We start from the raw sequence: 18,887 nt of genomic DNA, 5'->3' as shown, positions 1-18,887 counted from the left end.
GGGGGATCGGCGGCTTGCTTGAAAGAACATCTCCAGTGCTGCCCGTCAGCCTGATCATCGTGTCAGACTATCTGACGGCCGACGGCGACGCGGAATTGCGGCGCTCGCTGCGCGCCTACGCGCAGGACACGCGCGGCGTGCCGGCCGAGATTGTCATCATGCTGCCCAGCGGCCCTGCTTCAGAAAGCGGGCCTACCTCAAAAAATGAACATGCCTCCGCAATCGAGGCCGAGCTTGCCGGCAAGGCATATCTCTGCCCGTCGGTGATCGTGGCCACGCATGACAGCGACGAATCCTCGCAACTGAAGGACGCTGCGCTGTCATATTGCCGCCATGACCTCGTTGCGGTGGTCGAGGCCGATTGCCTGCCCGGTCCGGGATGGTTGGCGGCGTTGAACGAGACCGTCGAGAAAAACCCGAAGCTCGACGCGGTTTCAGGACGGACCAGCTACGGCGAAGAGAGCATGATGAAAAGGGTGATGTCGCTGCTCGACCGCGGCTTCATCGAGCGCCGCAACAGACTTGGCCAGATCATTCATGCCAGCAACAATGGCGCGCTTTATCGACGGTCGGTGCTTGAGCAATATCGTTTCGAGGCCGACCATGGACCCTTCATCAGCTCGCATCTGCGCCAGCACGCTATGCTGAGGGATGGCGTGGCGATGGAGCTTGCCGCTCAAGCCGTCTCGATCCACGCCTATGAGGGACTAGGGTTCATCTGGGATGTCCGGCGCAACAAGGGCTACCAGTTCGCGCGGATGCTGCTGCGCAGGAAGCGTCGCTTTTCAAGGCTCGGCCTGGCCGTTCGCGCCGTGGCGACATCGTTCAAGGAAAACCGCCAGACCGCGCAAGCCGTGGGCAATGAGTTCTGCCGATGGACGGACTGGCCGCTGTTCTGGGCAATGATGCTTCTGGTGCGGATCCCGGAATTCGCCGGCGCACTCGCCGCCGGCGATCCGGCGGCATTCAAGGCGTCGACGCACTATAGGTAAAGCGATCTCGGCGCCGCGCTCCTTTCCTTCTCCCCTTGTGGGAGAAGGTGGATTGGCGCGCAGCGCCAAGACGGTTGAGGGGTGTTGGACGGAGCGCTGTTGGTGCCAAGCTGGAACACCCCTCATCCGACCGAGCTTCGCTCGGCCACCTTCTCCCACAAGGGGAGAAGGGAAGACCTGACGCCAACGCCCCATAAGGTGGCGGGCAACTCAACCCTAAACCGACGGCCCTGCTTACCCTAGCCTCACGTTGGACTACTTGGTGTTTTCCAGCGCGTCGACCGTCTTCTTCAGCTTTTCGTCCGGAATCTCGACTTTGGCGTCGGCGCGCAGCGTCTTGACCAGCGCGATATACTTGTCGCGGATGACCGCCTGACGGGCCTGATCCTTGACAGCGTCGAAAGCCGGCGGCTGCTTGGTCCGCTTGTCCTCGACCTTGATGACGTGCCAGCCGAACTGCGTTTGCACCGGCTGCTCGGTGTATTTGCCGACCGCCAGCGCGGAGGCCGCCTTGTCGAATTCCGGCACCATCTGGCCGGGTCCGAACCAGCCGAGATCGCCGCCGCTGGTCTTGCCGCTCGGATCGCTGGTGTGCTCGTTGGCGAGCTTCTGAAAATCGGCGCCGCCGTCGAGCTGCTTGATGATCGCATCAGCCTCTTCCTTCGTCTTCACGAGGATGTGACGGGCATGCACTTCGTTGGTCGGCGGTGTGTTGGCGATTTCCTGGTCGTAGCGGGCGCGAACCTCGGCATCCGTGACCTTGTCGACGACATCCTTCTCGACCATTTCGCCATGCAGGGCGCGCTGCTGCAGGAACGCCATGCGGCGCTGGAAGTCGGGATCCTTGTCGAGGCCGGTGGTGACCGCTTGGGTTGCCATGACCTTGATTTCGATCGCCGCCGACAGCGCGGCCGCGCGGCGCTGTTCGGGCGGCATCTGCGCGAACTGCTGCGACAGCTCGCCTTCGGCAAGCGCAAGGTCTGCCTCGGTCAGCGTCTGGCCGTTGATCGTGGCGACCACGGCGTTCGGATCGACCGGCGCGGCCGGCTGGGCGGGGGCGGCCGGTTGGGCGGGGGCGGTGTCCTGCGCCATCAGCGGCGACAGCGACAGGGCCGACAGCCCGAATGCCAGGCCGAGGCTGGCGAGCGACGCGCGGCGGAACAATAAGGACATACGATTAACTCCAATGGGGGATAGCTAGAGCGGGATGGCTTCAAGACCAGCCAGATTGTGGCGGAATTTGGCGCGGTCGACAGGGCGAGCGCGGCGTTGACATCGATTGAGCCCCCTCTTATCTGTCCAACGACTTTGCGTCCAGAACCGTTTTCCGGGCGCTACTTGCGTTTGTCCGCGTTTCACGTGGATTTGATGGGGCCGGCCGGCACCCGTCGCAACGACTTGGAATGCTATCGAAAGGGCCATTGAATGGTCAGTTTTGGCGGTCTCGCCCGTAAGGTTTTCGGCTCCTCCAACGATCGTCGGGTCAAATCGACCCGGCCGCGCGTCGAGGCGATCAACGCCATGGAAAACGAGATGCGGGCGCTCTCCGACGCCGAGCTGACGGCCCGCACGGAAAAATTCCGCCAGGACGTCGCCAACGGCGCCTCCCTCGATGATCTGCTGGTGCCGGCCTTCGCCACCGTGCGCGAGGCAGCGCGTCGCGTGCTCGGCATGCGCCCGTTCGACGTGCAGCTGATCGGCGGCATGGTGCTGCACAATGGCGGCATCGCCGAGATGCGCACCGGCGAGGGCAAGACGCTGGTCGCCACGCTGCCCGTCTATCTCAACGCGCTCGCCGGCAAAGGCGTCCATGTCGTCACCGTCAACGACTATCTGGCCACGCGCGACTCCGAATGGATGGGCCGCGTCTATAAATTCCTCGGCCTGACCGTCGGCGTCATCGTCCATGGCTTGTCCGACGAGGAACGCAGCGCCGCCTACGCCGCCGACGTCACTTACGCCACCAACAACGAGCTCGGCTTCGACTATCTGCGCGACAACATGAAATTCGAGCGCGCTCAGATGGTCCAGCGCGGCCACAGCTACGCGATCGTCGACGAGGTCGATTCGATCCTGGTCGACGAGGCGCGCACGCCGCTGATCATTTCCGGTCCGCTCGAGGACCGCTCGGAAATGTACAACACCATCGACGCTTTCATGCTGAAGCTCGAGCCGGCCGACTATGAGATCGACGAGAAGCAGAAGACCTCGATCTTCACCGAGGAGGGCACCGAGAAGCTGGAAAACCTTCTGCGCGACGCCGGCCTGCTCAAGGGCGAGTCGCTCTACGACGTCGAGAACGTCGCCATCGTCCATCACGTCAACAACGCGCTGAAGGCGCACCAGCTGTTCCAGAGGGACAAGGACTATATCGTGCGCAACGGCGAGATCGTCATCATCGACGAATTCACCGGCCGCATGATGCCGGGCCGCCGCTATTCGGAAGGCCTGCACCAGGCGCTCGAAGCCAAGGAGCACGTGGCGATCCAGCCGGAGAACCAGACGCTCGCCTCCGTCACCTTCCAGAACTATTTCCGCCTCTACAAGAAGCTCGCCGGCATGACCGGCACGGCGCTGACCGAGGCCGAGGAGTTCGGCAACATCTACGGCCTCGAAGTCACCGAGATCCCGACCAACCTGCCGGTCGTCCGCATTGACGAGGACGACGAGGTCTACCGGACGGTCGAGGAGAAGTACAAGGCGATCGTCAAGGAGATCAGGGAGGCGAGCGCCAAGGGCCAGCCAACGCTGGTCGGCACGACCTCCATCGAAAAATCCGAGCAACTGGCCGAGCGCCTGCGCAAGGAAGGCTTCAAAGATTTCGAGGTGCTGAACGCCCGCCACCACGAGCGCGAAGCGGCGATCGTCGCCCAGGCCGGCAAACCCGGCGTCATCACCATTGCCACCAACATGGCCGGCCGCGGCACCGACATCCAGCTTGGCGGCAATGCCGACATGCGCATCGCCGAGGAGCTTGGCGACATGCCAGCCGGTCCCGAGCGCGAAGCCAAGGAAAAGGAAATCCGCGACGACGTGCAGCGGCTGAAGGAAAAGGCGCTGGCCGCCGGCGGCCTCTACGTGCTCGCCACCGAACGCCATGAATCGCGCCGCATCGACAACCAGTTGCGCGGCCGCTCCGGCCGCCAGGGCGATCCCGGGCGGTCGAAGTTCTTCCTGTCGCTGCAGGACGATCTGATGCGCATCTTCGGCTCCGAGCGCATGGACGGCATGCTGCAGAAGCTCGGCCTCAAGGAAGACGAGGCGATCATCCACCCCTGGATCAACAAGGCGCTGGAAAAGGCGCAGAAGAAGGTCGAGGCGCGCAACTTCGACATCCGCAAGAACCTGCTGAAGTACGATGACGTCTCCAACGACCAGCGCAAGGTGGTGTTCGAGCAGCGCCTCGAGCTGATGGACGGTGAAGGCCTGTCCGAGACCATCGCCGAGATGCGCGAGGGCGTCATCGACGAGATCGTCGCCAAGGCTATTCCCGAAAACGCCTATGCCGAGCAGTGGAACGTCGCCGGCCTCAAGGCCGAGGTCGCCGAATTCCTCAATCTCGATTTGCCGATCGAGGACTGGGTCAAGGAAGAGGGCATTGCCGAGGACGACATCCGCGAACGCATTGCCCAGGCCGCCGAGAATGCCGCCAAGGAGCGCGCCGAGCGTTTCGGCCCCGACGTGATGACCTATGTCGAGCGCTCCGTGGTGCTGCAGACGCTCGACCATCTGTGGCGCGAGCACATCGTCAACCTCGACCATCTGCGCTCGGTGGTCGGCTTCCGCGGCTATGCCCAGCGCGACCCGCTGCAGGAATACAAGGGTGAGGCGTTCGAGCTGTTCCAGGCAATGCTGGGCAATCTGCGCCAGGCCGTCACCGCACAGCTGATGCGCGTCGAGCTGGTCCGCCAGGCCGCCGAAGCGCCACCGCCCGAGGCGCCCGACATGTTCGGCAGCCATATCGACGGCACCACCGGCGAGGACGATTTTAACGGCGGCGAGACCGGGCTTCTGGTTCGCCAGGAGACCCACGCCATCGTCGCCCCCGAAAACCGCGACCCGAACAACCCCGCCACCTGGGGCAAGGTCGGCCGCAACGAGGCCTGCCCGTGTGGTTCGGGGAAAAAGTACAAGCATTGCCACGGGGCGTTCGCGTAAGGCGCAGCTTTCCTTCTCCCCGTTCACGGGGAGAAGGTGCCCAAAGGGCGGATGAGGGGCAGCGCTGGCGTCGACGATTAGCCAATCTCCCCACTTGTGGGGGAGATGGCCGGGAGGGGCGGAGGGGGGCGCTGTCCCGCCGGCGTATTCGTGTCTACGCCGCCTTCATCCGCTCCAATTCGGCCTCGAACTCGAACCTCAACTGCGCGGCTTCTTCCTCCGGCAGCCAAAGCACCATCTGTGGCACGATCTTGCGGTAGAGCCGAGTGCTGTCCTGATCCCAAGGCAGCGTTTCCGCGCCGCGTGCCTCGGCGATAAGCCTGTGCAATCGCGCGTGTACCCGGTCCGGATCGCCATGATAGTAAACGGTCGGCGCATCTTCGTCGAACAGCTCGGACTGTTCTTCGGCGCCAAAAAGGTCGAGTTGATTGGCGATTATATTTGACAAACCAAAGCATGTGATATGCTGGCCTCAAAAGTGAGGGAGGGCAGCATTACAATCCTAATAAGCAGGCAGAGACACCACGAAGAACGCAGCAAGCGCAGTTGGCCCGGACCGGCGGCGACTATCCACGCCAGCTACGGAGTGACCATTGCCTTCAGCCGAACCGTAGGACGGGGCACGGCCTATTTTGATCTTGAAATTAGACCCGACAGCTTCGCCGCTCTGGCGAAGGCAATGATACAGGGGGCACCAGACGAGGCCATTAGGGCATTTGGGAAGGCTCTGGCGACAGTCAAACCAACTACCAAGCCGTAGGGCGGGTTTCTTCTTTGGCTTCACATTGAACAATCAACGGCCAAACGGGCGATTATAACCTTGCGTGGACCATAACCGTGCTATGTAATCTGCAGAATAAAATCCATCAAAGACTTGGCACCGCTTCTCACCGACGAACTCAAGGCCGGTGATTTCATTCGCGATCTGCGTTGGCCGTCCGGCGTAACATGCGCCCATTGCGACCATGGGACAGTTTACGAGTTGAAGGGCCGAACCCGGATCGGCGTCAATGGAAATGCTCTGACTGCCGCAAGAAGTTCAGTGTGACCACCAAGAGCATCTTCGAAGGCTCCCATGTTTCCCTAGGGAAATGGGTATATGCGTTATTCATTATGTGTTCTTCCAAGAAGGGTGTCAGCGCTAACCAGTTGAAGCGCGAACTCGACATTTCCTACAAGGCCGCATGGTTCGTTTGCCGTCGCGTACGGTATGCCATGATGCAAGAACCATTTGCCTCAATGCTCGGCAAGGACCGGGGCGTTGTGGAGCTGGACGAGAAGTTCGTAGGCGGCAGTTGAATGGTCATTTCTACTCGCACCACAGCGTTGACCACTCCAAGGAATATGTGCGGAGTTGGTTCATCCATACCAGTTTTGCCGAGTCGTACCATTCGCTTTTCAAGCGCGGGATCTTCGGCGCATTCCATCAAGTCAGCGCCAAACACCTTGGCCGCTATTTGAGTGAGTTCGATTATCGCTGGCACACGCGGCGCGATTCGGACGGTAGTCGCACTTTAGGCGCGATCGGCACCGCGTTCGGTCGGCGGATGATGTACCGCAAAGGCGCTAACTCTTTGATCTGAATCAAAATTTTACTCTGACTACAGAAGTTGGCGCAAAAATTTGACCGCTAAATCAAATAGTTGTAAAAAGAGTGGTGGCCGAAACGGGCCTCGAACCCGCAAGAGCGCATGGTCTTCTCAGGGACCGCTCACCGAGTTCCAAACCCGGCGTGTTTACCAATTTCACCATTCGGCCATAAAGGGAGAAGGGTTTACCCAGCGGACAAGAAGGGTCATCACACCCAACTTGTCCGCCCCGACCCTCGGGTACCCAGATGCGCAAGTCGGATATTTTTCGAGGCGCTCTGGTCAACTCTTAGGCGGCGGCATCGCCGTTTTCACCTCCTTCCGAACTAGAGCTATCTTCGGCGGCGGGCGCGGCAACGCCCGTCTTTCCGCCGAGATTCTGGTTTGCCATCGCCTCCCATGTCGGCGGCATAGTGCGAACCACCGGCAATTCGCGGTCTTTGAAATACCAGTGCGGAACGCCATTGAGGCGGAAGGACCGGAATCTGCCGGACTTCGAGATCGCCGACGACAGATTGATCAACTTGTCCGTGCCGCCGACAGTAACGCCCATCTCGAGAACCATTGCCAGGATGTCGCTGGTCGGGAGCGGTCCGTACTGATCGAGCACTTCCGCGACCGCATCGGGCTGCGAAGGGACCCGACCACTGGCATAAGCAACGGGCGGCGCCGGGGCGACGGCGCGCTCAGTGGTGGGCCGCAAGTGCATGACTGGCCCAGAAACCTCGGCGATGGCCTTTTTCAGCGCAAGCATAGCCCGGTAGTCGGGACTATCTTTCAGCAGACGGGTTTCGATTTCGGCCACAAGGGCAGTCATCGAAGCGATGGCGGCATTCTCGGTCGTCGGCATGTTATCCTCCGGGGTACGGGTCCGAATCGTGCTTTACACGGTTATACGCCCGTTCATGGGTGTATGGCAACGGCGTCAATTGACGTAAGGAATAGAGTGCAATGAAGCCGAATACGGTATGGTTATCACCGCTTTCCACAGAGCAGGCATTGAAGGCCGCGTTCGCGATTCCAGACCCACAGGCCGTGGTGAAGAAGACGCAGAACGAATGGAAAACGCCAAAACGTGCCACAGCACCGAAGACAAAGAAAAAGCCCCGCGCCCAAAAGGGCTGAGGCCTTTTTCGTTATAAGCGATTACAGCGCCTGCAAATTACGGCTATTTGGTCCATCAAAGGCTCGCCGCCAAACGGCGCAAAGAGGAGCGTGAATACGCCCGCAAATATGCCTTCTACGTGCTCAAATGCGGCGGCTTGGTCGTGGAAGTAGGGGCGGGCCAAAACGGACATGGCAAGGATGACTGATGCGCGCCGCGCGCCGCGACCCAACCCAACCGTTTCTTAATCTGTCTTCGCTAGACGCATACGCTGAAAAGAAGCGGAAAACGGAGAGTAGTGGGTGCGCTTTTCCGCGGCGACGACAGCCGGGCGGTTCCTGCCGCAGCGCCTTGCGCTGCGCGTAAAGCCGCTGCTTGGCCGCATCGACGCCGTGCTGTTCACCGCCGACGAGCGCGGCGAGGCCGGCCGCATGTCGCTCATCGCCTTTTCCATCCGCATCGTCAGCGCCGTCATCGCCTTCGTCAGCCAGGTGCTGATGGCACGCTGGATGGGCTCGTTCGAATACGGCATCTTCGTCCTCGTCTGGGTGACGATGGTCATCCTCGGCAATGTCGCCTGCCTCGGCTTCCACACCTCGGTCATCCGCTTCATTCCCGAATATCGCGAGCGCAACATGCTGGCCGAGCTGCGCGGCATCGTGCTGACCAGCCGCCTGTTCGTGCTGGTTGCCTCGACGGCGATCGCCGGCCTCGGCGCGCTCGGCGTCTGGCTGCTCTCGCCCTTCATCGAAAACTACTATGTCGTGCCGTTCATCCTCGGCCTCATCTGCATGCCGATGATCGCGATGTCCGATCTGCTGCAGGGGCTGGCGCGGGCCAACTCATGGGCGCTGTTTGCGCTGGCGCCGACCTATCTGGTGCGGCCGGTGCTGATCCTGGCGCTCATGGCGCTGATGCTTCTGGTGGGCTTTGCGCCCGACGCCAGGACCGCGATCTTCGCCTCGATTGCCGCCGCCTACGCCACCACGCTCGGTCAACTCATCGGCGTCACGGCGCGCATGGACAGGAATATCCCGGCCGGGCCGAGGAAAGTGCATTTCGCGCAATGGTTCCTCGTGTCGCTGCCGATCTTCCTGGTTGAAGGCTTCTTCTTCCTGCTCACCAATGCCGACGTGCTGATGGTCGGCGCCTATATGAGCCCCAACGACGTCGCCGTCTATTTCGCCACGGTCAAGACGCTGGCGCTGGTGCATTTCGTCTATTTCGCGGTCAAGGCGGGCGTCGCCCAGCGCTATGCGCAATTCACCCATGGCGAGCCGGAAAAGCTCGCCGCCTTCGCCCGCGAAACGGTGTCTTGGACCTTCTGGCCTTCGCTGTTCATGGCGCTGATGGTGCTGGTGCTTGGCGAGCCGATGCTGAGCTTGTTCGGGCCTGAATTCAGCGCCGGCTATCCGCTGTTGTTCCTGCTGGTGTTCGGCGTCGTCGCCCGCGCCGCCGTCGGCCCCTGCGAAAGCCTACTCACCATGAGCGGCAACCAGAATATCTGCGCCGCCGTGTACGCCATGACGCTGGCCCTCAACATCGGTCTCAATTTGGTGCTGATCCCGCTTTTCGGCCTGTGGGGCGCGGCAATGGCCACCGCCTTCGCCATGATCTTCGAGGCCGGCGCGCTGTCTTTCACGGTCTGGCGCAAGCTCGGCATCGTCATGGCCATTTTCGTAGCCGCCGAAGGAGCCGCGTGATGGCCGCTGTCCCGTTGCTCGAGGAAACCAGCGGCGGCCCGGCCAGCGCCATGGTGATCGGCCTCGCGGGGCTGGCCCGCGAAGCCGATCCCGCCCATATCGAACTCTTGGCCAACGACCGGCCCGAGCGCAAACTGGCCATTTACCCCGCCTCCGCCGGCTTCGATCTGGTCGAGGAGCTCGACTACCTCTGCACCCGCACGATCGAGCCCAACGTCTTCTTTAACCCGCGCTTCCTGGCGCCCGCCATGCCGAGGCTGGAAGACCGCGAGGTGCGGCTGGCGGTCATCCGTGACGGCGACGAATACCGCAACCGGCTGCGCTTGCTGGTGCCGTTCTCGGTGGAGCGGCCGGCGGTGCCGCTCGGCGTGCGGGTCATGCGCACATGGTCGAGCCCGTTCGGCCCGATCGGCACGCCGCTGGTCGACCGTGACGATCCCGTCGGCGTCGTCGAGGATTTCTTCTCGATGCTGTCGCGGCCGCACCTCAAGCTGCCGAAAGTCTTTGTCCTGCCCGACATCCGGCTCGACGGCCCGGTGGCCAGCCTGCTGGCCACGGTCGCCGAGACGCGTGGCCTTACGCTGGTCACCACCGGCAAGGCCGAACGCCCGATGCTCGAAAGCGAGCTCGACGGCGATGAGTATCTGAAGGCCTCGCTGCGCTCGCACCACTATCGCGAGTTCCGCCGCCTGAAGCGCCGCCTTGCTGATCTGGGCCAGCTGGAGCATCTCGTGGCGCGCGGACCCGACGAGATCCGCCATGCCATCGAACGTTTCCTGACGCTCGAGGCTGCCGGCTGGAAGGGCCGCGAGCGTACCGCCATGGCCATCGACCGCTACCGTGCCGCCTTTGCCCGCGAAGCCGTGCACCGGCTGGCCGAACAGGATCTGTGCCGCATCCATTCGCTGACGCTCGACGGCCGCACCATCGCTTGCCTGGTCGTCTTCGTCGAGGCCGGCGTCGCCTACACCTGGAAGACGGCCTATGACGAGACGCTCGCCGCCTATTCGCCGGGCACGCTCCTGATGATCGAGGTGACCAGGCAGCATCTCGACGATCCCAACATCATGATGACCGATTCCTGCGCCGTGCCCGACCATCCGGTGATGAGCCGGCTATGGATGGAGCGCCGGCCGATCGGCACTCTGGTCATCGGCCTGACGCCGGACGCCGACCGCCTCACCCGCCAGGCGGCGTCGCAGCTTCACCTCTACCGCGAAACCCGCAACATGGCGCGCATCCTGCGCAACCGGATGAAGAGCTTGCTGGGCCGGCGGTAGGCCTGCAGCCGCCAATCTCCAGGCTTGCGATTAGCTATGAGCCACCATGCCTTCGTCATCCCAGGGCGGAGCAGGAGCGAAGCGACGTCGCGCAGACCCTAGGATCCATGCCGTTTCCTTAGCCGAAGAATGCAGCGGCTCGGGACGGCGCTTGTATCCGCAACGTGCGAGCTACCCTTCCAACACGACCGGAACGGGGTGGAGGAGCGTTCGGTTCTGGTCCGCAGGAGCACTGCCGCTAGGTAGCGGCATGGATCCCAGGGTCTGCGCCGCGTCGCTTCGCTCCTTGCTCCGCCTTGGGAAACGAAGAGGGGTGTTTCGGCCAATCTCAAAGGTTTGCGATCTACCCCTGAAATTCGCCGCAGAGCGGGACTGTGGACGTTCGCGGCCGATCGGCCCGAGCTGTCAAATCCACTGTGCTGAGGGCCTAGGTCATGAGGGTTAATTCTCCCAACCAGCGGAAAGGATTAGCATCGGCGATAATCGCGGCTGCGCAACCAGCATCATTGCCGCCTCGGTCTGCACGGCCAACAAAAAAACTGGGAGGAATGCATGACGAAAGCAACTCACTTCAGGCGTCGCAGTGTTCTCGCTTTGATCGGCCTTGTTGGCGGCTGTCTGACCGCGGCCGCAGCTCAGGCCGCCGAGCCCGACAAGGCCGAGATCGATGCTCTCAAAGAATCGCTAACCAAGTACGAAGACTACAAGGCCGCCATCCGCGACCTCTATCTGTCGACGGTCGGATGCGTTTATTACAGCGGCGAAAAAGTGGCTGGGGCTATGGATTACCCGAAGGGCGCGATGGGCATTCATTTCGTCAACGTCGCGAGCGTCAGTCCGACACCAGATCCGACGCGCCCCAATGTCCTTATCTATGAGCCGGTCGACGGCGGCTTGCGCCTGGTGGCCGTGGAATGGCTTGTACCGCTGACGCCTGACACAAAAGAGCCGCCGAAACTCTTTGGACAGACGTTCCAGGGGCCGATGGAGGGGCACTATCCGCTTATTCCGGCGGAGTTCCATCATTACGATCTTCACGCCTGGCTGTTCAAGGACAACCCGCTCGGAATGTTCAGCCCGACGAACCCCGACGTGAAATGCGAAAATTACGCGTTTCCGATGCCGGAGCAGCCGACCAAGATGGTGCCGGGGCCGATGTAATCGCGACCTAGCCTACGAATTCCGATGTTGACAGGGAGAATCGGCCCGGGCCTCGACTGTGGCTATCCCAGGTGCGCTGGGATGACATCCAACCGAGCTTTCAAGGTGCCTCGGATGGGAAGGTGGTGCCCCTAGCCGGGATCGAACCAGCACTCCTTGCGGAACTCGATTTTGAGTCGAGCGCGTCTACCAATTCCGCCATAGGGGCTCAGGCCGGGCGGCCTGGATGGGCGCGGACTATACGGTCGGAGGCCTGTTCGTCAACTGGCCAATTCCCGGCATGCGGCCTTCGCTCGACCACAGCCTTTCGATTTCGTGAAGCTGCGGCCATTGTGCGGCGCGAAAAATCTTTCTAGACAGGCGGCGCATTAAAGCGCGTCGCGTCTGGAGAGATTCATGTGGCGCGCTTTTGGTCTTTGTTTTTATGCATTGTTACCCCAAAACCGCTGAGCATTTTGGGCGACGTGCATTAGGAGTGCCAATGCTTCGCGGACTTTACGACTGGACCTTGTCGCTGGCGGCAAAGAAATCCGCCGAATGGTGGCTGGCCTTCATTGCTTTCGTCGAAAGCTCGGTGTTCCTGGTGCCGGCCGACGTGCTGTACCTGCCAATGGCGCTGTCGCGGCCCGATCGCGCCTATCGCTACGCGCTGATCGCCACCCTGGCATCCGTTCTGGGCGGCATCGCCGGCTGGTACATCGGCCACTATGCCTACGACACGGTGGCGCGGCCGATCCTCGAATTCTACGGCAAGTATGACGATTTCGAGGCGCTGCGCGTCTCGTCGGGCATCGGCTTCATCATCCTGATGCTGATCACCTCCGGCCTCGCCCATCTGCCGCCGATCAAGGTGGTGACGATCCTGTCCGGCGTGATCGGCGTCAATCTCCTGCTGTTCATCGTGCTGGCGATCGTGGCGCGCGGCGCCCGCTTCCTTTTTCTCGCCTGGCTGCTGCGCCGCTATGGCGAACCGATCCGCGAGTTCATCGAAAAGCGCCTTGGCCTGATCGCGGGCGCCGCTGCCGCCGCCCTGATTTCGCTCTATATCGTCGTCAAATACGCCTTCTAGAGCAAGGATGTTCAAATTGAACCATCCTTTGCTCTGAGCGAGAATGGACGGTAGATCGATGACAGCGACCGTGAATGCCGACACTGGACGCCAGCGCACGCGGACGGCCTTGTTTCTCGCCGTCGCCATGGCCGCCACCGTCGGCTCGGCGCTGGCCTTCCAGCATCTCGGCGGCTACATCCCCTGCAAGCTCTGCCTGGAGCAACGCACCCCTTACTACATCGGCGTGCCGCTGATGCTGCTTGCAGTGCTGTCGTCGGCGCTGCGCTGGCCTACCTGGCTGACACGCGGCCTGCTGGCCGTCGGCGGCCTGCTGATGGTCTACGGCGTCTATCTCGGCGTCTATCATTCCGGCGTCGAATGGGCGTGGTGGCCGGGACCGACCGATTGTGCGGCGGCTGCCGGACCGGTGGACACCGGCGGCAAGGGCGTGCTCGACGCGCTCGACAAATTCGTGCCGCCCTCCTGCGACAAGGCGGCACTGCGCATTCTTGGCCTGTCACTGGCCGGCTGGAACGCCATCGCCAGCTTTGTCCTGGCGGTCATAGCGTTCCGCGGAGCCTTTGCCCGGGATTAATCTAGCGCGGCGCGAGATCATCCAAGAATTCGGCAAGCTGAGTCGTATGGAGTGATTGTCGAGAACCGAAGCGCAGCGGACATTTGGGTCCGTGAGCATCGGAAGCGCAGAAAATCGCTTCAGGCGGCCAGCCTCCCGAATTATCGAACGATCTCAAGGTTCGAGTTCGACATCCCAGTATAGATAATCCATCCAGCTTTCATGCAGATGGTTGGGCGGGAACAGGCGGCCATTGTTGTGCAGATCATGCACCGTCGGCTGAAACGGCTTCTGCAGCGGCCACATCTTGGCATGCGCCGGCATCATGCCGCCCTTCCTCAGATTGCAGGGTGAGCAGGCGGCGACGACGTTCTCCCACGTCGTCGCGCCGCCGCGATGGCGGGGAATGACGTGGTCGAAGGTCAGATCCTCCGGCGTGCCGCAATACTGGCACTGGAAGCGGTCCCGCAGGAAGACGTTGAAGCGGGTGAAGGCCGGATGCCGCGATGGCTTCACATAGGCCTTCAGGCTGACGACGCTCGGCAGCTTCATCGAGAAGGTCGGCGACGACACGGCGTGCTCGTATTCGGCGACGATATTCACCCGCTCGAGGAACACCGCCTTGATGGCATCCTGCCACGACCAGAGCGACAGGGGGTAATAGCTGAGCGGACGGTAATCCGCGTTCAGCACCAGCGCTGGAAGCCCATCCGGAGACACGGCAACCGTCACGTCATTGACCTCCTTGGCTCTACAACCGGTCGGCGCGGATACTGTAAGCCCGACATGACAGGGATGTGAAGCGGCTTGTCGATCAAACGAAGTGCCAAAACTGGATGATTTTCATGCTTTTTTGCGGATTTAGGCAGGGGGTGCAGCGTCCCTGCCCTTCAATTCGCGATAATAGGCCCAAAAAAGCCGCGATGCGACACCTCGCCACGGGCTCCATGATTCGGCGAGCTGGATCAGTCTTTTCTCGGGCGGACGCGGGTCGATGCCGAGCGCGTGACCGACCGCGCTCTGCAGGGCAACGTCGCGTGCCGGGAAGACATCGGGGTGGCCGGCGGCGAACAAAAGATAGACTTCCGCCGTCCACGGGCCGATGCCCGACACTTTGGTCATGGCTGTGATCGCCTCCGCGGCATCGAGCAAGCAGAGATGATCGAGGTCGAGGCCATCGACCACCGCCTGGGCGACGGCGATCAGGCCGCGCTGCTTTGGCCGCGACAGTCCGGCCTCGCGAAAAATGGCTTCGTCCGCAGCAAGGATCGCTTGTGGCGTCAGCGGATCGACGAGTTTTGTCAGCCGCCCGAAGATAGCGTCGGCGCTGGCACGGGAAACCTGCTGCGAGACGATGATCGAGGCAAGGCTTCTGAACCCCGGCTCGGAGAGCCGAAGCGGCACCTCGCCGGCCATGCCGCGCACCTTTGTGAGGCGCGGGTCGAGCAGGCAAAGCGCGTCAAGCCCTTGTGAGATGTCGTCGAGCGTGGCGATGCGTTGCATGCTTGCTTGTTCCCAGCGCAAAATGGCAATTCGTAATCAGGCTCAAAATAGCAACTGGCGAAAGCGCCGCACAACCCGATTGCCGCCCAAGGATGACACTCCTGACATTCCGCTTCGCGCCGAGCCCGAATGGCGAACTGCATCTTGGCCATGCCTATTCGGCGCTGCTCAATCAGAAATTGGCGAGGGCAACGGGGGGACGCCTGTTGCTGCGCATCGAGGATATCGACACGACGCGCTGCACGCCGGAATTCGAGGCTGGCATTTTTCGCGATCTCAAATGGCTCGGGCTTGGCTGGGAAGAACCGGTGCGCCGTCAGTCCGAGCATTTCGCGGACTATCAGGTGGTGCTCGATCGGCTGATTCGCGAAGAGCTCGTCTACCCCGCCTTCATGAGCCGTGGTGATATCAGAGCCTTCATTGCCGACAGCGAAAAGCGTGGTCGTGACTGGCCGCGGGACCCGGACGGCGTGCCGCTCTATCCCGCCATCGACAAGGCATTGCCGACCAGGGAACGCAAGCGACGGATCGCCGAGAATGCGCCTTTCGCCTGGCGGCTGGACGTTGGCGCTGCGATGGCGCGCATCGGCACGGATCTGTCATGGCTGGAATTTTCGAATGAGAGGCTTTCCGCAACACGCGCGGTAGACGCCCGACCGCAGGACTGGGGCGACGTGATCGTGGCGCGCCGTGAAATCCCGACAAGCTATCATCTCGCCGTCGTCGTCGACGACGCGCTGCAAGGCATCAGCCATGTGGTGCGCGGCCAGGACCTCTATTCCGCCACCGGCGTGCAGCGCCTGCTCCAGGAGGTTCTCGGCCTGCCGCAACCAAGCTACTTCCACCATCGCCTCGTCCTCGGCCCGGACGGACGAAAGCTGTCGAAGAGTTTTGCGGATACCGGCCTTGCCGCCTTGCGCGAGGCCGGCACATCTCCGGCCGATGTCAGGCGGCTGATTGGGATGTAGATCAGCGCACACGCTCACAAATACGAGCGCCTCTTCAATTCGAATGAGCCTATGGATCAACCGTTTGGTTTTGCTTGCCAGGTTGAACCACTTTACAGCAATCGCGACACTCAACCCCTCACCGACCACACCGGCAGCCTTCCGAAAATGCACAGCATCAAGCGGTTCATCCCCGCCTCTTTCGTCGTCCTGTGGGCGACCGGCTTCATTGGCGCGCGTTACGCCATGCCATGGGCGGAGCCCTTCACCTTCCTCGCCGCGCGCTTCGTGCTGGCGGCGATCCTGCTGGCCGTTCTGATGATCGTGCTCGGCTCGAAGAGAGCCACCCGCGCCGAGGCGCTGCACGCCACGGGCGCGGGCATCCTGATGCATGGCGTCTATCTCGGCGGCGTCTTCTGGGCCATCCACAAGGGCATGCCGGCCGGGCTTTCCGCCCTGATCGTCGGGCTGCAGCCGCTGATCACGGCGGTGCTCGCCGGCAGATTCCTCGGCGAAGCCATCCTGCCGCGCCATTGGGCCGGTCTCGGCATCGGCCTGGTCGGTGTGGTCATCGTGCTCTGGCCGAAGCTCGGCGCACTCGGCGGCGGCGTGACGACTGAGACGCTTGCTGCCGCGCTTGTCTCGGTGCTTGGAATGAGCGCCGGCACGATCTGGCAGAAGCGTTTCGCCTCCGGCGGCGATCTCGTGGCGGCCACCAAATGGCAATATGTCGGCGGTGCATCGGTCATGGCCTTGGCCTCGCTCGCCTTCGAGACACGCACCGTCGTCATCAATGGCGAGCTGATCTTTGCCATGGCATGGCTGGTGCTGGTTCTGTCGATCGGTGCCATCTTCCTCTTGATGGTGATGATCCGCGACGGCGAGATGTCGAAAGTCGCTTCGCTGTTCTATCTGGTCCCGGCCGTCACCGCGGTCATCGCCTGGATATTGTTCGACGAGCAGTTGAGCCTGGTTCAGATCGTCGGCATGGCGATCGCGACGCTCGGCGTCGGGCTGGCAACCGCTCAGCCAACTCGGGCGCGTGCCTCCAGATAGCGGCTGATCGCGGCATTGAGCTCACCACCGAGGATGAAGATCGCCGAGACGATGTAGAGGAAGACGACCGCGATCATGATCGAGGCAAGGCCGGCATAGGTCGTCACATAGGACGAGAAACGGTCGAGATAGGCGGCGAAGATGGTCGACCCGATAAGCCAGGCAATCAGCGTGAAAATGATGCCCGGTATGATCGAGACGAAGCGGCGCTTGCCCGCAGGCAGCCAGTAATGCACCGCGAACAGGCCACCGACGATGACGACGGAGGCGATGATGTAACGCCACAGCGTGATCGTGCCCATATAGGGTTTTATCCATTCGAAATTGGTCTCGGCCAGCCGCGCCAGCAAGGGCGCGAAGACCACGAGCACGCTGATCACCAGAAAACCCGCCGTGGCGATCAGCACGAAGACGATGCTCTGCACCCGGCGATAGATGATGCCGCGCGTTTCGGAGACGCGGTAGGCGCGGTTGAGCGAGGTGCGCAGCGCCTCGATGCCGTTCGAGGCGAAGAAGGCGGCGAGCAGCACGCCATAGGTCAACAGGTCGGTGCGCCGCACGGTAAGCACATTGAGCACTTCGCGCGCGATCGGCTTGGCGATCTGCTCGGGCCAGGTATCGAAGACGAGATGCACGGCCGTGTCGGCAAAAGCCTGTGCGCCGAAAAAGCTGGCCAGTGTCGTGGCGAAAATCAGAAAAGGGAAAAGCGCCATCAGCGCCGTGATCGCCAGATGACTGGCCATCGCCCAGCCATCGTCTGCGTTGAAATGGCCGAGCGCGTCATAGAGCACGCGTTTGAGGGCTACGATCTTCCGCAACAAGAACCGCGTTCCCTTCGATTGTCTCGACGCCGCGAATATGGGAAGGGATTGCGGCAAATGGCAAGCCTAGGTCAAACCACGCTTCCTCCTGGAGAAGCGTCGCGCACCATCATCGTCACCGGTGCTTCTTCCGGGATAGGCGCCTATTGCGCCCGGGCGCTGAAGGCGGAAGGCTGGCGGGTCTTCGCGACGGCGCGTCAGCCAGAGGATATCGCTGCACTCGAAGCCGATGGCATCGAGGCCTTCTATCTGGACTACCGCGAACCCGTATCGATCGAGACGCTGGTGGCGTCGGTGCTGGAGCGGACGGACGGACGGCTCGATGCCCTGTTCAACAACGGCGCCTACGCACAGCCCGGCGCCGTCGAGGACTTGCCGGTCGCAGCACTCAGGGAGCAATTCGAGGCGAATGTCTTCGGCTGGCATGACCTCACCCGTCGTGTCGTGCCGGTGATGCGCCGCCAGGGACATGGCCGTCTCGTCCATTGCTCCTCGATCCTCGGCTTGGCGCCGCTGCGCTTTCGCGGCGCCTATTCGGCATCCAAGCACGCGATCGAAGGGCTGATGCTGTGCATGCGTCAGGAACTCCAGGGCAGCGGCATCCATGTCTCGCTGATCGAGCCGGGGCCGGTGACATCGAAGATCGCCAGCAACGGCCTTGTGTGGTTTCTCAGGAATATCGACCATGAGAATTCCGTGCACCGCCTCGCCTACGAGGCGCAGTTGCAGCGCCTGCGGGCCGGCGGCAGCACATCACGGCTGAAGCCCGGGCCGGAGGTGGTTCATGTGGCCTTGCGCCATGCGCTTCTGTCGCGGCGCCCGCGACCGCATTATGTGGTAACGGTGCCGGCCAGGATCGGCGTGATCCTCAAACGCATTCTGCCGGCAGCGATGCTCTACCGCCTGCTTGCCAAACGCGCCTGAACGCAATCGACTGGAAACACACT

General features: G+C 62.1%; 20 protein-coding genes and 2 tRNA genes. 14 read left to right on the top strand and 8 right to left on the bottom strand.

Annotated elements, in window-relative coordinates; genetic code table 11:
* Nucleotides 1-14 precede the first annotated feature (14 nt).
* Entirely contained in the window at nucleotides 15-992 is a 978-nt protein-coding gene (locus tag CIT25_RS18600) for a glycosyltransferase (protein WP_245329898.1), read from the top strand.
* Between the two features lie 255 nt (nucleotides 993-1,247).
* Here the strand turns inward: CIT25_RS18600 and CIT25_RS18595 are convergent, their stop codons facing one another.
* Complete coding sequence (locus CIT25_RS18595; protein ID WP_095486008.1) at nucleotides 1,248-2,165, bottom strand: peptidylprolyl isomerase; 918 nt, start codon at nucleotides 2,163-2,165, stop codon at nucleotides 1,248-1,250.
* Between the two features lie 252 nt (nucleotides 2,166-2,417).
* On the opposite strand from CIT25_RS18595, the gene secA reads away from it, so the two are divergent.
* A complete protein-coding gene (secA, locus tag CIT25_RS18590; RefSeq protein ID WP_095486007.1) occupies nucleotides 2,418-5,150 on the top strand; it encodes a preprotein translocase subunit SecA in 2,733 nt (910 codons plus the stop codon).
* 154 nt (nucleotides 5,151-5,304) lie between these two features.
* On the opposite strand, the gene CIT25_RS18585 is transcribed toward secA, so the two are convergent.
* The gene (locus CIT25_RS18585) at nucleotides 5,305-5,598 is read right to left on the bottom strand and encodes a hypothetical protein (RefSeq protein ID WP_095486006.1); all 294 of its coding nucleotides are present in this window, start codon (nucleotides 5,596-5,598) and stop codon (nucleotides 5,305-5,307) included.
* 426 nt (nucleotides 5,599-6,024) lie between these two features.
* Between CIT25_RS18585 and CIT25_RS38475 the strand changes: the two genes are divergently transcribed.
* Genes CIT25_RS38475 through CIT25_RS18570 form a run of 3 tightly spaced genes read left to right on the top strand, consistent with a single transcriptional unit; the run spans nucleotide 6,025 to nucleotide 6,733 of the window.
* Nucleotides 6,025-6,198 (top strand): transposase, encoded by a 174-nt coding sequence (locus CIT25_RS38475; RefSeq protein WP_158302590.1) that lies wholly within the window; start codon nucleotides 6,025-6,027, stop codon nucleotides 6,196-6,198.
* Nucleotides 6,195-6,449, top strand: coding sequence for a hypothetical protein (locus CIT25_RS36320; RefSeq protein WP_158302589.1), 255 nt, complete (start codon nucleotides 6,195-6,197; stop codon nucleotides 6,447-6,449). The genes CIT25_RS38475 and CIT25_RS36320 overlap by 4 nt, the downstream gene beginning before the upstream one ends.
* Nucleotides 6,446-6,733 (top strand): transposase, encoded by a 288-nt coding sequence (locus CIT25_RS18570; protein WP_158302588.1) that lies wholly within the window; start codon nucleotides 6,446-6,448, stop codon nucleotides 6,731-6,733. The genes CIT25_RS36320 and CIT25_RS18570 overlap by 4 nt, the downstream gene beginning before the upstream one ends.
* Nucleotides 6,734-6,805: 72 nt before the next feature.
* On the opposite strand, the gene CIT25_RS18565 is transcribed toward CIT25_RS18570, so the two are convergent.
* Both CIT25_RS18565 and CIT25_RS18560 read right to left on the bottom strand, forming a co-directional pair.
* Nucleotides 6,806-6,908: transfer RNA gene (locus tag CIT25_RS18565), tRNA-Pro, on the bottom strand.
* A gap of 120 nt (nucleotides 6,909-7,028) precedes the next feature.
* Entirely contained in the window at nucleotides 7,029-7,589 is a 561-nt protein-coding gene (locus tag CIT25_RS18560; RefSeq protein WP_095486002.1) for a hypothetical protein, read from the bottom strand.
* Between the two features lie 101 nt (nucleotides 7,590-7,690).
* On the opposite strand from CIT25_RS18560, the gene CIT25_RS36315 reads away from it, so the two are divergent.
* The 4 genes from CIT25_RS36315 (at nucleotide 7,691) to CIT25_RS18545 (ending at nucleotide 11,988) form a co-directional block, all read left to right on the top strand.
* Nucleotides 7,691-7,864, top strand: a complete 174-nt coding sequence (locus CIT25_RS36315) for a hypothetical protein (protein ID WP_158302587.1) — start codon at nucleotides 7,691-7,693, stop codon at nucleotides 7,862-7,864.
* 282 nt (nucleotides 7,865-8,146) lie between these two features.
* On the top strand, nucleotides 8,147-9,547 hold the full coding sequence (locus CIT25_RS18555; protein WP_095486001.1) for an oligosaccharide flippase family protein: 1,401 nt from the start codon (nucleotides 8,147-8,149) through the stop codon (nucleotides 9,545-9,547).
* A complete protein-coding gene (locus tag CIT25_RS18550; RefSeq protein WP_095486000.1) occupies nucleotides 9,547-10,827 on the top strand; it encodes a GNAT family N-acetyltransferase in 1,281 nt (426 codons plus the stop codon). The genes CIT25_RS18555 and CIT25_RS18550 overlap by 1 nt, the downstream gene beginning before the upstream one ends.
* 552 nt (nucleotides 10,828-11,379) lie before the next feature.
* Complete coding sequence (locus CIT25_RS18545) at nucleotides 11,380-11,988, top strand: hypothetical protein (RefSeq protein ID WP_095485999.1); 609 nt, start codon at nucleotides 11,380-11,382, stop codon at nucleotides 11,986-11,988.
* Nucleotides 11,989-12,111: 123 nt separating this feature from the next.
* Here CIT25_RS18545 and CIT25_RS18540 read toward each other — a convergent pair.
* Nucleotides 12,112-12,196 (bottom strand) — tRNA-Leu (locus CIT25_RS18540).
* A gap of 273 nt (nucleotides 12,197-12,469) precedes the next feature.
* Between CIT25_RS18540 and CIT25_RS18535 the strand changes: the two genes are divergently transcribed.
* Both CIT25_RS18535 and CIT25_RS18530 read left to right on the top strand, forming a co-directional pair.
* Nucleotides 12,470-13,057, top strand: a complete 588-nt coding sequence (locus tag CIT25_RS18535) for a YqaA family protein (protein ID WP_095485998.1) — start codon at nucleotides 12,470-12,472, stop codon at nucleotides 13,055-13,057.
* 58 nt (nucleotides 13,058-13,115) lie between these two features.
* Complete coding sequence (locus tag CIT25_RS18530; protein WP_095485997.1) at nucleotides 13,116-13,634, top strand: disulfide bond formation protein B; 519 nt, start codon at nucleotides 13,116-13,118, stop codon at nucleotides 13,632-13,634.
* A gap of 153 nt (nucleotides 13,635-13,787) precedes the next feature.
* On the opposite strand, the gene CIT25_RS18525 is transcribed toward CIT25_RS18530, so the two are convergent.
* On the bottom strand, nucleotides 13,788-14,345 hold the full coding sequence (locus CIT25_RS18525) for an HNH endonuclease (RefSeq protein WP_095485996.1): 558 nt from the start codon (nucleotides 14,343-14,345) through the stop codon (nucleotides 13,788-13,790).
* Between the two features lie 129 nt (nucleotides 14,346-14,474).
* The gene (locus tag CIT25_RS18520) at nucleotides 14,475-15,116 is read right to left on the bottom strand and encodes a DNA-3-methyladenine glycosylase family protein (protein ID WP_095485995.1); all 642 of its coding nucleotides are present in this window, start codon (nucleotides 15,114-15,116) and stop codon (nucleotides 14,475-14,477) included.
* Between the two features lie 92 nt (nucleotides 15,117-15,208).
* On the opposite strand from CIT25_RS18520, the gene gluQRS reads away from it, so the two are divergent.
* Both gluQRS and CIT25_RS18510 read left to right on the top strand, forming a co-directional pair.
* Complete coding sequence (gluQRS, locus tag CIT25_RS18515) at nucleotides 15,209-16,084, top strand: tRNA glutamyl-Q(34) synthetase GluQRS (protein WP_095485994.1); 876 nt, start codon at nucleotides 15,209-15,211, stop codon at nucleotides 16,082-16,084.
* Between the two features lie 147 nt (nucleotides 16,085-16,231).
* Nucleotides 16,232-17,119, top strand: a complete 888-nt coding sequence (locus CIT25_RS18510; protein ID WP_095486033.1) for a DMT family transporter — start codon at nucleotides 16,232-16,234, stop codon at nucleotides 17,117-17,119.
* Here CIT25_RS18510 and CIT25_RS18505 read toward each other — a convergent pair.
* On the bottom strand, nucleotides 17,089-17,940 hold the full coding sequence (locus tag CIT25_RS18505; protein WP_095485993.1) for a YihY/virulence factor BrkB family protein: 852 nt from the start codon (nucleotides 17,938-17,940) through the stop codon (nucleotides 17,089-17,091). The two genes, CIT25_RS18510 and CIT25_RS18505, sit on opposite strands and share 31 nt — an antisense overlap.
* A 57-nt stretch (nucleotides 17,941-17,997) precedes the next feature.
* On the opposite strand from CIT25_RS18505, the gene CIT25_RS18500 reads away from it, so the two are divergent.
* Nucleotides 17,998-18,864 carry an SDR family oxidoreductase gene (locus CIT25_RS18500; RefSeq protein WP_095485992.1) on the top strand — a complete coding sequence of 289 codons (867 nt, stop codon included), beginning with the start codon at nucleotides 17,998-18,000 and terminating at the stop codon, nucleotides 18,862-18,864.
* Nucleotides 18,865-18,887 lie beyond the last annotated feature (23 nt).

This window comes from Mesorhizobium mediterraneum (assembly GCF_002284565.1).
In the GTDB taxonomy this organism is placed as follows: domain Bacteria; phylum Pseudomonadota; class Alphaproteobacteria; order Rhizobiales; family Rhizobiaceae; genus Mesorhizobium; species Mesorhizobium mediterraneum.
Note: the sequence above shows the minus strand (reverse complement) of the source record. Positions and strands in the feature narration are given on the sequence as shown.

What these genes read in the sequence shown, in the direction of transcription:
- gluQRS (WP_095485994.1), top strand. Translation starts at nt 15,209, where the DNA reads ATGACACTCCTGACATTCCGCTTCGCGCCGAGCCCGAATGGCGAACTG.
- CIT25_RS18595 (WP_095486008.1), bottom strand. Translation starts at nt 2,165, where the DNA reads ATGTCCTTATTGTTCCGCCGCGCGTCGCTCGCCAGCCTCGGCCTGGCA.
- CIT25_RS18545 (WP_095485999.1), top strand. Translation starts at nt 11,380, where the DNA reads ATGACGAAAGCAACTCACTTCAGGCGTCGCAGTGTTCTCGCTTTGATC.
- CIT25_RS18550 (WP_095486000.1), top strand. Translation starts at nt 9,547, where the DNA reads ATGGCCGCTGTCCCGTTGCTCGAGGAAACCAGCGGCGGCCCGGCCAGC.
- CIT25_RS18500 (WP_095485992.1), top strand. Translation starts at nt 17,998, where the DNA reads ATGGCAAGCCTAGGTCAAACCACGCTTCCTCCTGGAGAAGCGTCGCGC.
- CIT25_RS18530 (WP_095485997.1), top strand. Translation starts at nt 13,116, where the DNA reads ATGACAGCGACCGTGAATGCCGACACTGGACGCCAGCGCACGCGGACG.
- CIT25_RS18560 (WP_095486002.1), bottom strand. Translation starts at nt 7,589, where the DNA reads ATGCCGACGACCGAGAATGCCGCCATCGCTTCGATGACTGCCCTTGTG.
- CIT25_RS18535 (WP_095485998.1), top strand. Translation starts at nt 12,470, where the DNA reads ATGCTTCGCGGACTTTACGACTGGACCTTGTCGCTGGCGGCAAAGAAA.
- CIT25_RS18510 (WP_095486033.1), top strand. Translation starts at nt 16,232, where the DNA reads ATGCACAGCATCAAGCGGTTCATCCCCGCCTCTTTCGTCGTCCTGTGG.
- CIT25_RS18520 (WP_095485995.1), bottom strand. Translation starts at nt 15,116, where the DNA reads ATGCAACGCATCGCCACGCTCGACGACATCTCACAAGGGCTTGACGCG.
- secA (WP_095486007.1), top strand. Translation starts at nt 2,418, where the DNA reads ATGGTCAGTTTTGGCGGTCTCGCCCGTAAGGTTTTCGGCTCCTCCAAC.
- CIT25_RS36315 (WP_158302587.1), top strand. Translation starts at nt 7,691, where the DNA reads ATGAAGCCGAATACGGTATGGTTATCACCGCTTTCCACAGAGCAGGCA.